Origin of the sequence: Streptomyces sp. NPDC002328 (assembly GCF_042890065.1) — a bacterium.
Taxonomy (GTDB): domain Bacteria; phylum Actinomycetota; class Actinomycetes; order Streptomycetales; family Streptomycetaceae; genus Streptomyces.
Window position 1 is genome coordinate 42,543 of sequence record NZ_JBIARQ010000002.1, and the last position, 13,785, is coordinate 56,327.

The 13,785-nt window shown below is 69.6% G+C and carries 15 protein-coding genes; 7 read left to right on the forward strand and 8 right to left on the reverse strand.

Annotated features, from left to right (window positions below):
- Positions 1 to 107: 107 nt before the first annotated feature.
- The 3 genes from ACFYX4_RS06550 to ychF all read right to left on the reverse strand — a co-directional run bounded on the left by ACFYX4_RS06550 (position 108) and on the right by ychF (position 1,913).
- Positions 108 to 362, reverse strand: coding sequence for a Txe/YoeB family addiction module toxin (locus ACFYX4_RS06550; protein ID WP_389326936.1), 255 nt, complete (start codon positions 360 to 362; stop codon positions 108 to 110).
- Complete coding sequence (locus ACFYX4_RS06555) at positions 359 to 640, reverse strand: type II toxin-antitoxin system Phd/YefM family antitoxin (RefSeq protein WP_389326939.1); 282 nt, start codon at positions 638 to 640, stop codon at positions 359 to 361. The genes ACFYX4_RS06550 and ACFYX4_RS06555 overlap by 4 nt, the downstream gene beginning before the upstream one ends.
- Positions 641 to 824: 184 nt before the next feature.
- The gene (ychF, locus tag ACFYX4_RS06560) at positions 825 to 1,913 is read right to left on the reverse strand and encodes a redox-regulated ATPase YchF (RefSeq protein WP_389326943.1); all 1,089 of its coding nucleotides are present in this window, start codon (positions 1,911 to 1,913) and stop codon (positions 825 to 827) included.
- Between the two features lie 184 nt (positions 1,914 to 2,097).
- Between ychF and ACFYX4_RS06565 the strand changes: the two genes are divergently transcribed.
- Positions 2,098 to 2,583, forward strand: coding sequence for a DUF6542 domain-containing protein (locus ACFYX4_RS06565; protein ID WP_389326946.1), 486 nt, complete (start codon positions 2,098 to 2,100; stop codon positions 2,581 to 2,583).
- Positions 2,584 to 2,692: 109 nt separating this feature from the next.
- Here the strand turns inward: ACFYX4_RS06565 and ppgK are convergent, their stop codons facing one another.
- Positions 2,693 to 3,439, reverse strand: a complete 747-nt coding sequence (gene ppgK / locus ACFYX4_RS06570; protein ID WP_389326949.1) for a polyphosphate--glucose phosphotransferase — start codon at positions 3,437 to 3,439, stop codon at positions 2,693 to 2,695.
- Positions 3,440 to 3,468: 29 nt separating this feature from the next.
- Entirely contained in the window at positions 3,469 to 4,506 is a 1,038-nt protein-coding gene (locus ACFYX4_RS06575; protein WP_389326952.1) for a 4-hydroxy-3-methylbut-2-enyl diphosphate reductase, read from the reverse strand.
- Between the two features lie 292 nt (positions 4,507 to 4,798).
- On the opposite strand from ACFYX4_RS06575, the gene xseA reads away from it, so the two are divergent.
- From xseA to ACFYX4_RS06590, 3 genes are all read left to right on the forward strand, one after another.
- The gene (gene xseA, locus ACFYX4_RS06580; protein ID WP_389326955.1) at positions 4,799 to 6,022 is read left to right on the forward strand and encodes an exodeoxyribonuclease VII large subunit; all 1,224 of its coding nucleotides are present in this window, start codon (positions 4,799 to 4,801) and stop codon (positions 6,020 to 6,022) included.
- Positions 6,019 to 6,258: an exodeoxyribonuclease VII small subunit gene (locus ACFYX4_RS06585; protein ID WP_389326958.1), complete on the forward strand. Its 240-nt coding sequence runs from the start codon at positions 6,019 to 6,021 to the stop codon at positions 6,256 to 6,258. Before xseA ends, ACFYX4_RS06585 begins: the two co-directional genes overlap by 4 nt.
- A gap of 187 nt (positions 6,259 to 6,445) precedes the next feature.
- Positions 6,446 to 7,036 (forward strand): malonic semialdehyde reductase, encoded by a 591-nt coding sequence (locus ACFYX4_RS06590; protein WP_389326961.1) that lies wholly within the window; start codon positions 6,446 to 6,448, stop codon positions 7,034 to 7,036.
- Between the two features lie 139 nt (positions 7,037 to 7,175).
- Here ACFYX4_RS06590 and ACFYX4_RS06595 read toward each other — a convergent pair whose 3' ends face one another.
- Entirely contained in the window at positions 7,176 to 7,700 is a 525-nt protein-coding gene (locus tag ACFYX4_RS06595; protein WP_389326964.1) for a DUF4245 domain-containing protein, read from the reverse strand.
- 126 nt (positions 7,701 to 7,826) lie between these two features.
- On the opposite strand from ACFYX4_RS06595, the gene glpX reads away from it, so the two are divergent.
- Positions 7,827 to 8,861 carry a class II fructose-bisphosphatase gene (gene glpX / locus ACFYX4_RS06600; protein ID WP_389326967.1) on the forward strand — a complete coding sequence of 345 codons (1,035 nt, stop codon included), beginning with the start codon at positions 7,827 to 7,829 and terminating at the stop codon, positions 8,859 to 8,861.
- 198 nt (positions 8,862 to 9,059) lie between these two features.
- Here glpX and ACFYX4_RS06605 read toward each other — a convergent pair whose 3' ends face one another.
- A complete protein-coding gene (locus ACFYX4_RS06605) occupies positions 9,060 to 9,437 on the reverse strand; it encodes a WhiB family transcriptional regulator (RefSeq protein ID WP_389326970.1) in 378 nt (125 codons plus the stop codon).
- Between the two features lie 118 nt (positions 9,438 to 9,555).
- Positions 9,556 to 10,269 (reverse strand): DUF1707 domain-containing protein, encoded by a 714-nt coding sequence (locus tag ACFYX4_RS06610; RefSeq protein ID WP_389326973.1) that lies wholly within the window; start codon positions 10,267 to 10,269, stop codon positions 9,556 to 9,558.
- A gap of 159 nt (positions 10,270 to 10,428) precedes the next feature.
- On the opposite strand from ACFYX4_RS06610, the gene ACFYX4_RS06615 reads away from it, so the two are divergent.
- Positions 10,429 to 12,105, forward strand: a complete 1,677-nt coding sequence (locus ACFYX4_RS06615; protein WP_389326976.1) for a fumarate hydratase — start codon at positions 10,429 to 10,431, stop codon at positions 12,103 to 12,105.
- A gap of 263 nt (positions 12,106 to 12,368) precedes the next feature.
- Positions 12,369 to 13,754 carry a class II fumarate hydratase gene (locus ACFYX4_RS06620; protein ID WP_389326979.1) on the forward strand — a complete coding sequence of 462 codons (1,386 nt, stop codon included), beginning with the start codon at positions 12,369 to 12,371 and terminating at the stop codon, positions 13,752 to 13,754.
- The last annotated feature ends 31 nt before the right edge of the window (positions 13,755 to 13,785 follow it).

Sequence of the window (13,785 nt, forward strand, 5' to 3'; positions counted from 1 at the left end):
AGCGGAGCTGACCCGTCGAACGCAGGGATCCCACCTACGGGAACCGAGGTTTAAAGTAGGCCATCCCAGCATGTAAGAGACGTCCCAGCACACCGGACACTCACCGATCAGTAGTGATACCGGGCAGCGAGGATGACGATCTCCTTGTCCGTCACCAGATAAACGAGGCGGTGCTCTTCGTCGATCCGTCGCGACCAGGCCCCAGGCAGGTGATACTTCAGCGGCTCTGGCTTGCCGATGCCCGTGAAGGGGTCACGCCTGACATCTTCGATGAGCTTGTTGATCCGGGCGAGCATCTTGCGGTCGTACTTGAGCCAGGACGTGTAGTCCTCCCAGCCCTGACCCTCGAAGACGAGCCTCACGCGGCACCCGCACCTGCGTCCGGTGACTCGGGATCGATCAGCTCACGCTCCGACACGTCGATGTGCGACAGGGCGTTCTCGTACGCCTTGAGCAGCCGCCGGGCGTTCGCTGGCGAGCGCAGCAGGTAGGAGCCCTCGCGCAGCGCCGTGTAGTCCTCGGCCGAGACAAGCACCGCGTTGCCGTGCTTGGAGACGATCTCGATGGCCTCATGGTTCTCGTTGACCTTTTTGATCAACGGAAACAGATCCTTGCGGGCTTCACTCGCGGTGATGGACATGACTTCAACCCTCCCATCAAGTGGTACTCAATAACGTACCACTTCTAGTGTCGTCCGAGAGGGGGACGACTGATGGTCGCTCAGCTGATCCAGCACGGGGCGGCTAGGGGCCCGCCTCCAGAGAGGTGGACCCCATCTGACCTGCATGTTTGCCACGTCAGCGACGTGGTGTCACTTAATCCGCTCAGACGTTGAAGCGGAATTCCACGACGTCGCCGTCCTGCATCACGTACTCCTTGCCCTCCATGCGGGCCTTGCCCTTCGCGCGGGCTTCGGTGACTGAGCCGGTTTGTACCAGGTCGTCGAAGGAGATGACCTCTGCCTTGATGAAGCCCTTTTGGAAGTCGGTGTGGATCACGCCGGCCGCCTCGGGGGCCGTGGCGCCCTTCTTGATGGTCCAGGCTCGGGATTCCTTCGGGCCGGCCGTGAGGTAGGTCTGGAGGCCGAGGGTGTTGAAGCCTACGCGGGCCAGGGTGGCGAGGCCGGGCTCCTCGGCGCCTACCGACTCCAGGAGTTCCAGGGCGTCCTCCTCGTCGAGCTCGGCGAGGTCCGCCTCCAGCTTGGCGTTGAGGAAGATCGCCTCCGCCGGGGCGACCAGGGCGCGCTGCTCGTTCTTGAACGTCTCGTCGACGAGTTCGTCCTCGTCGACGTTGAAGACGTAGAGGAACGGCTTGGTGGTGAGGAGGTGCAGGTCGTGCAGGAGCTCGTTGCGCTCGGTGCCCTGGACGATGCCGTGCGAGAAGAGCGTCTCGCCCTTCTCCAGGATCTCCTTCGCCTCCTCGACGGCCTTCACCTTCGGCGCGATGTCCTTCTTGATCCGCGACTCCTTCTGGAGGCGCGGCAGGACCTTCTCGACCGTCTGGAGGTCGGCGAGGATCAGCTCGGTGTTGATCGTCTCGATGTCGTCCTTCGGCGAGACCTTGCCGTCGACGTGCACGACGTTCTCGTCCTTGAAGGCGCGGATGACCTGGCAGATCGCGTCCGACTCGCGGATGTTCGCGAGGAACTTGTTGCCCAGGCCCTCGCCCTCGCTCGCGCCGCGCACGATGCCGGCGATGTCGACGAAGTCGACGGTCGCCGGGAGGACGCGCTGGGAGGAGAAGATCTCGGCCAGCTTGGTCAGGCGGGCGTCGGGGACGCCCACCACGCCGACGTTGGGCTCGATCGTGGCGAACGGGTAGTTGGCCGCGAGCACGTCGTTCTTGGTCAGGGCGTTGAACAGGGTCGACTTGCCGACATTCGGCAGACCGACGATTCCGATCGTGAGCGACACGTTGCGACTTCCCGTAGTCAGAGGGCCAGGGGGCCAGACGGCCAGGGGCCAGCGGGCTGGCCGATCCACCAGTTTACGGCGTGCCCGGGCCCGGCCCCGCTGGCGTCTCGAACGCACGGCCAAGGTCCGTCCCACGGCGTGTCCCGTTCCCGATTCGGCACATTAAACGACCTAAGTTGGTCCGATGGAGCACCACAGGACGCGTCCGCCGCAGAACGCCCCGCGGGGCCGCACCCCGCCGCCGGTCCGGCCAGTTCCGCCGGTTCGGGCCCAGGTGCTGCCCAATCCTCGTCTCACCGGGCTCGGGGCCGGCGTGTTCTGCGGGGCGCTCGCGCTGCTGCTCGGGTGGGTCGACGAACTGCTCGCCGGTGGCTCGTCGACCGTGTACGGCGTGCTGTTTCTGCCCGTGTGTCTGCTCACTGCCCTGTGGGTGCGCGGGCCGGAGCTGGTGGCCGCCCCTGTCGTCGTGCCGATCGCCTTCACCCTGGGGCTGCTGCCCAAGACCGACGGCGGCGACGGGTCCGGGGCGCGGCTGATGAGCCTTTTCACCGCCTTGGGGACTCACGTCGCCTGGCTGTACGCCGCGACGCTCGCGGCGGGGGTGGTCGCCCTGATCCGCGGCTTGGGGCGTTTGGCTCACCGCCGCCGGGTTGAGCTTCGGCGGCGGTGAGGTGCCAATGGGGGGGGCGGGAGCAGGCTGAGACCGGGGGTGGGGTGCGGCTTGCGTTTCGACCCCGTCGACCCCGTCGGCCCCGTCGGCCCGTTCAGCCCCCGGAGGGTTACGCGTGCTTCGCCGCGTGCATCGCCGCTCCCACGATTCCCGCGTTGTTCTGGAGCTGCGCCGGGACGATCTCCGCCTTGATGTCCTCGATGTGGTGCAGGAACTTCTCCGACTTGCGGCTGACGCCGCCGCCGATGATGAACAGTTCCGGGGAGAAGAGCATCTCCACGTGGGCCAGGTACTTCTGGACGCGGTGGGCCCAGTGCTCCCACGTCAGGTCGTGGTCCTCCTTGGCCTTGCTGGAGGCGCGCTTCTCCGCGTCGTGGCCGTGCAGTTCGAGGTGGCCCAGCTCGGTGTTCGGGACGAGGACGCCGTCCACGAAGACGGCGCTGCCGATGCCCGTGCCGAACGTCAGCAGGATCACCGTGCCGCTGCGGTCGCGGCCGGCGCCGAAGGCGATCTCGGCTACGCCCGCCGCGTCCGCGTCATTGACCACCGTCACCGGCAGGCCGCCCAGCCGCTCGCTGAACAGGGCACGCGCGTCCGTGTCGATCCAGCCCTTGTCCACGTTGGCCGCCGTACGGACGTGGGAGCCGCCGGTGACCACGCCGGGGAAGGTGAGGCCGACCGGCCCCGTCCAGCCGTAGTGCTCCACGACCTGCTTCACGCCGTCGGCCACGCCGTCGGGCGTCGCCGGGTGCGGGGTGAGCACCTTGAAGCGCTCCTCCGCCAGGTCGCCCCTGTCCAGGTCCACCGGGGCGCCCTTGATCCCGGATCCACCGATGTCCACGCCGAAGATCTGCATGGCTCCACGTTACGACGGTCGACTGACAGTCACTCAGTCGGCTTGGGGGAGTCCGCTCCCGCCGTTCCGCTGCCGCCGCGCTCGGCGACCAGCGCCGCCGCTTCCTCGCGCAGGTCGCGGCGGAGTTCCTTCGGCAGCGAGAAGGTGATGTGCTCGTCGGCGGCCTTGACCAGCTCGACGTCCTCGAAACCGCGCTCCGCGAGCCACGCGAGGACCTCCTCGACGAGGACCTCGGGCACCGAGGCGCCGGAGGTGACGCCCACCGTCGTCACGCCCTCCAGCCAGGCCTCCTCGATCTCGCTCGCGAAGTCCACCAGGTAGGACTCGCGCGAGCCGGCCAGCTTGGCGACCTCGACGAGCCGCTTGGAGTTGGAGGAGTTGCGCGAGCCGACGACGATCACCAGCTCCGCCTGGGCGCCCATCTGCTTCACCGCGAGCTGACGGTTCTGCGTGGCGTAGCAGATGTCGTCGCTGGGCGGGGAGATGAGCTGCGGGAACTTGTTCTTCAGGGCGTCGACCGTCTCCATCGTCTCGTCCACGGAGAGGGTCGTCTGGGAGAGCCAGACCACCTTGGAGGGGTCGCGGACCTCGACCTTGGCGACGTCGCCCGGACCGTCGACCAGCTGGATGTGCTCGGGGGCCTCGCCGGAGGTGCCGATGACCTCCTCATGGCCCTCGTGCCCGATCAGGAGGATGTCGTAGTCGTCGTTGGCGAAGCGGACGGCTTCCTTGTGGACCTTGGTGACCAGGGGGCAGGTGGCGTCGATGGTGGCGAGCCGGCCGCGCTCGGCTTCCTCGTGGACGACGGGGGCGACTCCGTGCGCGGAGAACATGACGATGTTGCCCGGAGGGACCTCCTCCGTCTGCTCGACGAAGATCGCGCCCTTCTTCTCCAGGGTCTGTACGACGTACTTGTTGTGGACGATCTCGTGGCGGACGTAGACGGGAGCGCCGTACTGCTCCAGGGCTTTCTCGACGGCGATCACGGCGCGGTCCACGCCCGCGCAGTAGCCACGGGGGGCGGCGAGCAGGACACGGCGGCCAGGCGAAGCAGTCATGTGGTCCATCGTAAGGCCGGGTGCCGGCCACCGATGGCGGCTGGGGGCTGCCGCCCCCAGGCCCCCGCTTCGGCCCTGAACGGGCCTCGTCCTCAAACGCCGGACGGGCTGATTCAACCGACCTACGTCCAGAAGGCACCCGGAGGGGCTGATTTCACCGCCCCACATCCAGAAGGCACCCGGTGGGGCTGGTTGCACCGATCCCTCGTGCCAGAAGGCGCCGGAAGGACCGAGTTCGCCGGTCCACGCGTCAGAAGGCGCGTCAAGGCGCATTGTCAGTCGGGGCCACTACCCTCGCGGCATGGCTGTCAACACGTCCGCGGACGCCCCCCTGCCCGTGGGTGAGGTGTCCCGGCTCATCGGGGGGTGGATCGAGCGGCTCGGCGCGGTGTGGGTCGAGGGGCAGATCACCCAGTTGTCTCGGCGTCCGGGCGCGGGCGTCGTGTTTCTCACGTTGCGGGATCCCTCGCACGATGTCTCTGTGAGCGTGACCTGCTTCCGGCAGGTGTTCGACGCGGTCGCTGACGTCGTCGGGGAGGGCGCGCGGGTCGTCGTGCACGCCAAGCCGGAGTGGTACGCGCCGCGTGGGCAGTTGTCGTTGCGCGCGGTCGAGATACGGCCGGTGGGGGTCGGGGAGCTGCTCGCGCGGCTGGAGCAGCTGAAGAGGTCGCTGGCCGCGGAGGGGCTGTTCGCCGTCGAGCGGAAGAAGGCGCTGCCGTTCCTGCCGCAGCTGATCGGGCTCGTCTGCGGGCGGGCCTCGGCGGCCGAGCGGGACGTGCTGGAGAACGCCCGGCACCGCTGGCCCGCCGTCCGCTTCGAGGTGCGCAACGTCGCGGTGCAGGGCGTGCACGCGGTGCCGCAGGTCGTCCAGGCCGTGAAGGAGCTGGACGCCCTGCGGGACGTCGACGTCATCATCGTCGCGCGGGGCGGCGGGAGCGTGGAGGATCTGCTGCCGTTCTCCGACGAGCAGCTGGTCCGGGCGGTGGCCGCCTGTTCCACGCCGGTGGTGTCGGCGATCGGGCACGAGCCCGACAACCCGCTGCTGGACCACGTGGCCGACCTGCGCGCCTCGACGCCGACCGACGCGGCGAAGAAGGTCGTGCCGGACGTGGGCGAGGAGCTGGAGCGGGTGCGGATGCTGCGCGGCCGGGCCCGGCGGTGCGTGGAGGCGTACGTGGAGCGGGAGGAGCGCGGGCTCGCCCACGCGCTGGCGCGGCCGGTGATACAGGATCCGCACCGGATGATCGACGAGCGGGCGGACCATCTCGCCTCGCTGACCGACCGGTCGCGGCGCACGCTCAGGCATCTCCTGGACCGTGCGGACTCCGAGCTGACGCACACGCACGCGCGCGTGGTGGCGCTCTCCCCCGCCGCGACGCTGAAGCGGGGGTACGCGGTGCTCCAGAAGTCCGACGGGCATGTGGTCCGGGGGCCGGGCGAGGTGGCGGCGCGGGAGCCGTTGAGGGCGCGGGTCGCCGAGGGTGAGTTCATGGTGGTTGTCGACGAGCAGGGATCGGACGCATGACGAGCAGGACGGACGAGGCGCTCGGATACGAGCAGGCGCGCGACGAGCTGATCGAGGTGGTGCGCCGCCTGGAGGCGGGGGGTACGTCGCTGGAGGAGTCCCTCGCCCTGTGGGAGCGCGGTGAGGAACTGGCCAAGGTGTGCCGGCGCTGGCTGGAGGGCGCGCGGGCCCGGCTGGACGCCGCGCTGGCCGAGGAGGAGGGGGAGGAGGGCGAGTCCTCCGGGGGCAGGGAGTAGCAGCCTCGCAGGGGGTGTCCGGAGGGGGCCGGAGGGGACGTCCGGAGGGGGTGGCCGTGTGAGGTGGATCACCGACCGCGGCCTCACCGGCCCGCCTTGTTGAACGTTGAACTTCCTTGGCGTACGGTCGTCCTGTCAGCCGGTCCGGCCCCGCCGGATCCGGACGCGCACTCGAGGAAGTTCCCGCATGTCTTTCGTTCTTGACCCCGCCGCCCAGGACCTGCTGTTCCGCGAGGCCCACACTGCGAACGCCTTCACCGACGAGCCGGTGACCGAGGAGCAGGTGCAGGCGATCTACGACCTGGTCAAGTACGGGCCGACCGCCTTCAACCAGACCCCGCTGCGCATCACCCTGGTCCGCTCCCCCGAGGCCCGCGAGCGTCTCGTCCAGCACATGGCCGAGGGCAACCAGGCCAAGACGGCCACCGCGCCGCTGGTCGCGATCCTCGCCGCGGACAACGAGTTCCACGAGGAGCTGCCGACCCTGTTCCCGGCGTTCCCGCAGGCCAAGGACGTCTTCTTCGCCGAGCGCGCCGCCCGTGAGGGCTCCGCCACGGTGAACGCCGCGCTCCAGGCCGCCTACTTCATCGTCGGCGTCCGGGCCGCGGGCCTCGCCGCCGGCCCGATGACCGGCTTCGACTTCGAGGGCGTCCGCAAGGAGTTCCTCGACGACGACCACACCCCGCTGATGGTCGTCAACATCGGCAAGCCGGGCGAGGACGCCTCCTACCCGCGCTCCCCGCGTCTGGCGTACGAGGACGTCGTCACCACGGTCTGAACGATCCGAGATCGCGGATGAGCCGGATGAGCCGGATGAGCCGGATGACATAGACGAACCGACGGAGGCCCCCGGCGCGATCGCCGGGGGCCTCCGTCCGTCACGTCCGCTGCGCCGTCCGCGGCGCGCGGTGCCGCGGTCAGGTCGTCTTCAGCGCCTCCGCCATCTGCGCCAGCCTGGCCCAGGACGCGGTGCCGGCGACCACCGTCGTCGAGCCGTCCTTGCTCTCCAGCACCAGGGCGTCGTAGCGGCCGTCGGAGTAGCGGACCCAGGTCCGGCCGCCCAGCTGCTCGGTCCGCTCGGTCCGGCTCGCGCCTTGGGTCGCCTCGTCGACGAACGTGGAGCGCTTCTGAGTGGACTGCTCGACCTGGACGTACTCCCCGTCGGGGATGTGGAAGCCCAGGTGCCAGGCGTCGAACTGGTCGCCCCGGAACCGGACGGAGGTCGCCTTCCAGGTCGACGGCAGGCCCTCGGGCGCGGCCACCGGGTACGAGGCCGCCCGGCGGGCCGTGAGCAGCTCCACGCGGTAGTCGACCGCCTTGGTCTCGGGCGGGCTGTCGTCGTGCGGGATGAAGAGGTACATGACCAACCCGGCGACCATGATCAGGCCCAGGGAGAGCACCATGTCCCGGACCGTCTGCGTCTTGCCTTTCGAACCTGCCACGCCCCTATCGTCGCAGGTGCCCGAGGCGCTCATCCGTGGGGTCCCCTGCTCATTTTGTCGTACTGACGATAGAGTCGGGTTTCGAACCCTCATCCGGCCGTCGTCGTATCAGAAAGGTGCGCTCCGATGACCGAGCATCATCATCTGCCGTCCGAACTGGACGTGCCCTCCGAGGCCCCTGACCGCAACCTCGCCCTCGAACTGGTCCGGGTCACCGAAGCCGCGGCGATGGCCGCGGGCCGCTGGGTCGGGCGCGGCGACAAGAACGGCGCCGACGGCGCCGCGGTGCGCGCCATGCGGACCCTCGTCTCCACCGTGTCGATGAACGGCGTGGTCGTCATCGGCGAGGGCGAGAAGGACGAGGCCCCGATGCTCTTCAACGGCGAGCGCGTCGGTGACGGGACGGGGCCCGAGGTGGACATCGCCGTCGACCCGATCGACGGCACCACGCTGACGGCCAAGGGCATGCCGAACGCGATCGCCGTCCTCGCGGCCACCGAGCGCGGGGCGATGTTCGACCCGTCCGCCGTGTTCTACATGGACAAGCTGGTCACCGGCCCCGAGGCCGCCGACTTCGTCGACATCGACGCGCCGGTCTCGGTGAACATCCGCCGGGTCGCCAAGGCCAAGCGGGGCACGCCCGAGGACGTCACCGTCGTCATCCTGGACCGGCCGCGGCACGAGGGCATCATCGACGAGATCCGGGCCACCGGGGCGCGCATCAAGCTGATCTCCGACGGCGATGTCGCCGGCTCCATCCTGGCGCTGCGCGAGGGCACCGGCATCGACCTGCTGCTCGGCGTGGGCGGGACGCCCGAGGGCATCATCTCGGCCTGCGCCGTGAAGTGCCTGGGCGGCACCATCCAGGGCAAGCTGTGGCCCAAGGACGACGAGGAACGGCAGCGGGCGGTCGACGCCGGGCACGATCTGGACCGTGTGCTGACGACCGAGGACCTGGTGCAGGGCGACAACGTGTTCTTCGTCGCCACCGGGATCACGGACGGGGAGCTGCTGCGCGGAGTGCGGTACCGGGCGGAGACGGCCACGACCGACTCGATCGTGATGCGGTCGCGCTCGGGCACGGTCCGGCGGATCGACTCCGAGCACCGGCTGAGCAAGCTGCGGGCCTACTCGGCGATCGACTTCGACCGCGCGAAGTAGCTGCGCGGGCTTTACGCGGGGGACTGCGGGCGTTGAGGTTGTGTGCGGGCCCGCTGTGGCTGGTCGCGCCCACGCGGCGGAGCCGCAGATCGATACCGCCCCACGCCCCTGGAGACTTGCGCCCCCGCCTAGAAGCGCACGTGCCCGCGACAACGGAGAAGGGCGTCCCCTGTGCGGAGGGGGCGCCCTTTTCGTTGCTCAGCCTGCTGCGGCTATGCGGTCCGTCGGCCTCGTCGTCTTGGTCAGGTCCAGGTCGCGGCGGCGGCGCCGGGCCAGGACCACGCGGCGTTCGGCGGCGGTGAGGCCGCCCCAGACGCCGTACGGCTCGGGTTGCAGGAGGGCGTGCTCGCGGCACTCCACCATCACGGGACACCGGGCGCAGACCCGCTTGGCCGCCTCCTCGCGCGAGAGCCGAGCGGCGGTGGGCTCCTTCGACGGGGCGAAGAACAGGCCCGCCTCGTCGCGCCGGCACACCGCCTCGGTGTGCCATGGAGCGTCTTGGTCCCTGTCGCGCGCTGGCACCCGCTGGGCCGGAACGGCGGCGACCTGCAGGGACGAATGCGGCGGTTGCAGCACGGTCTACTCCTGACGACGGCTTCGCGAGCGAGAGACGATGGAGCAAGCCCTACCCGCTGTGCGCGCGCCTATGCACAGGGTTCTCTACCGCCGGTCGAGTGAGCCTGGTTCACAACCGTCAACGGTCGAGGTGCTTGCGCAAACTCCGGTCGACCTTGCGGTGGACGCGGTCGAGGATGTCCGCGATGAGTCGCCCCCGCTTCGGACGGCCCTCGATGTTGCCGAGGACGGCCCAGCCCTCGATGTAGACGACCGGGGCGTCCGGGTCGGTCGAGTCGAGCGTGTCCACCTCGAAGTTGCCGAGGACGCCGCCGCCGGTGCCGCGCAGCGAGATGTTCTCCGGGACGTAGATCTCGATGTTGCCGAAGATCGAGAAGGCCTTGATCACGACCTGCCGGTACTCGAACAGCGCCTCGCTGAGGTCGATCTCGACGCTGCCGAAGATCGCGTAGGCGTGGATGCGGCGGCCCGCGCGCCAACGGCCCTTGCGGACGCTGTTGCTGAAGACCGCGACCAGGTTGTCGTCCGGGTCGGCGGGGATCGCGCCGGCCGGCGGGCGGTGCGGGACGGGCGCGTGCGGCGGTGCATGCCGTTGGTGTGCGGCGGGCAGATCCCGTATGAACACGTCCAGTTCGCCGACCGTCTTGGCGCCGAGGACGCCCTCGACGCGCTCGGCGTGCTCCTCGGCGGTGAGCCGGCCCTCGGCGAGGGCGTCGCGCAGGATGTCGGCGATGCGGTCACGGTCGGCGTCCGAGGCGCGCAGTTCGGCGACGGGGGCGCGCGACGCCGTGTCCGCCGCGTCATGGGGCTGAGCCCGCTTCTGAAGGTCCACGACAGCAGCGTACCGATACACGATAGATCGCGATAGCCCCTCTCGGCGGCTCCCCGCCGACGAACTGAGCCTTACCTCACAAGCTCGGCGCCGAAGGGCAGGTTCTACGCTGGTGGACGCTGCCAACGGAGGCCAGCCGCGCTGTCTGTCGAGTGAGGAATGGGCGACATGCCTGAGTTCGAGTACACCGATCTGCTCCCCATGGGAGAGGACACCACCCCCTACCGGCTGGTGACCTCCGAGGGTGTCTCCACCTTCGAGGCCGACGGGCGGACGTTCCTCAAGGTGGAGCCGGAGGCGCTGCGCAAGCTCGCCGAGGAGGCGATCCACGACATCCAGCACTATCTGCGCCCGGCCCACCTCGCGCAGCTGCGCCGGATCATCGACGACCCCGAGGCGTCCGGCAACGACAAGTTCGTCGCGCTGGACCTGCTGAAGAACGCGAACATCGCGGCCGCCGGCGTGCTGCCGATGTGCCAGGACACCGGTACGGCGATCGTGATGGGCAAGCGCGGGCAGAACGTGCTCACGCCGGGGCGGGACGAGGAGGCGCTGTCCCGCGGCATCTACGACGCGTACACGAAGCTGAACCTCCGCTACTCGCAGATGGCTCCGCTCACCATGTGGGAGGAGAAGAACACCGGCTCCAACCTGCCGGCGCAGATCGAGCTGTACGCCGCCGACGGCGGCGCGTACAAGTTCCTCTTCATGGCCAAGGGCGGGGGTTCGGCCAACAAGTCGTTCCTGTACCAGGAGACGAAGGCCGTCCTGAGCGAGGCCTCCATGATGAAGTTCCTGGAGCAGAAGATCCGTTCGCTGGGCACGGCCGCCTGTCCGCCGTACCACCTCGCGATCGTGGTGGGCGGTACGAGCGCCGAGTACGCGCTGAAGACCGCGAAGTACGCCTCCGCGCACTACCTGGACGAGATCCCGGCCGAGGGCTCGCCGCTCGGGCACGGGTTCCGGGACAAGGAGCTGGAGGAGAAGGTCTTCGAGCTCACGCAGAAGATCGGGATCGGGGCGCAGTTCGGCGGCAAGTACTTCTGCCACGACGTGCGCGTGGTGCGGCTGCCGCGGCACGGGGCGTCCTGCCCGGTCGCCATCGCGGTGTCCTGCTCCGCCGACCGGCAGGCCGTCGCGAAGATCACCGCGGAGGGCGTGTTCCTGGAGCAACTGGAGACGGACCCGGCACGGTTCCTGCCGGAGACTACGGACGAGCACCTGGAGTCCGACGGCGACGTGGTCAAGATCGACCTCAACCAGCCGATGGACGCGATCCTCGCCGAGCTGACCAAGTACCCGGTGAAGACCCGGCTCTCGCTCTCCGGTCCGCTGGTGGTGGCCCGCGACATCGCGCACGCCAAGATCAAGGAGCGGCTGGACGCGGGTGAGGAGATGCCGCAGTACCTGAAGGACCACCCGGTGTACTACGCCGGGCCGGCCAAGACGCCCGAGGGGTACGCCTCCGGGTCGTTCGGCCCGACGACGGCCGGGCGCATGGACTCCTACGTCGAGCAGTTCCAGGCGGCGGGCGGGTCCAAGGTGATGCTGGCGAAGGGGAACCGGTCGCAGCAGGTCACGGACGCGTGCGGGGCGCACGGCGGGTTCTACCTGGGGTCCATCGGGGGGCCGGCGGCGCGGCTCGCGCAGGACTGCATCAAGAAGGTGGAGGTCGTCGAGTACGAGGAGCTCGGCATGGAGGCGGTGTGGAAGATCGAGGTCGAGGACTTCCCCGCGTTCATCGTCGTGGACGACAAGGGCAACGACTTCTTCAAGGACCCGGCGCCCGCGCCGACGTTCACGTCGATCCCGGTACGGGGGCCTGGACTGGCATAGGTCGTGGTGTCGTGGTGCGGCGGGGCCGACGGTTTCCTTCGCCCCCGCCGCCCCTTCCCTCCCCCACTCTCGGCTTCGCTCGAGCGGGGGGACCCCCATCGTCCCCGGGGGCTCCGCCCCCGGACCCCCGGCCGGTGCCCACCCACCACCCGACTCGGTTGGGAACAAAGGTGAGCACATCCAGCCCGTCGGCGGGGGCGAAATCCCGTCCGTGCGGCTCGACTCCCAGGAACAACCGCACCTCCCCCCACGCTGAACCCCGTATGAGCGACTACCGCATCGAACACGACTCCATGGGCGAAGTCCGCGTCCCCGCGCACGCGAAGTGGCGGGCGCAGACTCAGCGGGCCGTGGAGAACTTCCCCGTCTCGGGCCAGCGCATCGAGCGCGCGCACATCGAGGCGCTCGCACGGATCAAGCAGGCCGCGGCCAAGGTCAACGCCGAACTGGGCGTCCTGGACAAGGACGTCGCGCAGGCGATCCAGGACGCCGCCGGGGAAGTCGCCGAGGGCTCCTGGGACGAGCACTTCCCCGTCGACGTGTTCCAGACCGGCTCCGGCACCTCGTCCAACATGAACGCCAACGAGGTCATCGCGACCCTGGCGAGCGAGCGGCTGGGCCGGGACGTGCACCCCAACGACCACGTCAACGCCTCCCAGTCCTCCAACGACGTGTTCCCCTCGTCCATCCACATCGCCGCCACCGCCGCCGTCACCCGCGATCTGATCCCGGCCCTGGAGCACCTCGCCGCCGCGCTCGCCCGCAAGTCGGAGGAGTTCGCCGACGTGGTGAAGTCGGGGCGGACCCACCTCATGGACGCCACGCCGGTGACGCTGGGCCAGGAGTTCGGCGGGTACGCCGCACAGGTGCGCTACGGCGTCGAGCGGCTCGAGGCCTCCCTCCCCCGGCTCGCCGAGCTGCCGTTGGGCGGCACCGCCGTCGGCACCGGCATCAACACGCCGCCCGGGTTCTCCGCGGCCGTCATCGAGGAGGTCGCCCGGGTCACCGGGCTGCCGCTGACGGAGGCACGCGACCACTTCGAGGCGCAGGGCGCGCGGGACGGCATCGTCGAGACGAGCGGGCAGCTGCGGACCGTCGCGGTGGGCATGACGAAGATCGCCAACGATCTGCGCTGGATGGCGTCGGGGCCGATGACCGGGCTGGCCGAGATCAGCCTCCCCGACCTCCAGCCGGGCTCGTCCATCATGCCGGGCAAGGTCAACCCGGTGATCCCGGAGGCGGTGCTGATGGTCGCCGCGCAGGTCGTGGGCAACGACGCCACCGTCGCCACCGCGGGGGCCGCCGGCAACTTCGAGCTGAACGTGATGCTCCCGGTGATCGCCAAGAACGTCCTGGAGTCGATCCGGCTGCTCGCCAACGCCTCCCGGCTGCTCGCCGACCGGACCGTGGACGGGATCGTCGCGCACCGCGAACGCGCCCGGGAGTACGCCGAGTCCTCGCCGTCCGTGGTCACCCCGCTCAACAAGTACATCGGGTACGAGGAGGCCGCGAAGGTCGCCAAGAGGGCGCTGGCGGAGCGGAAGACCATCCGGGAGGCGGTGCTCGACGGCGGCTACGTGGAGCGCGGCGACCTGACGCTCCAGCAGCTCGACGAGGCGCTGGATGTCCTGCGGATGACACGGCCGTAACCTTTCGCGGCCGGTGCGAGAACCGTGACGC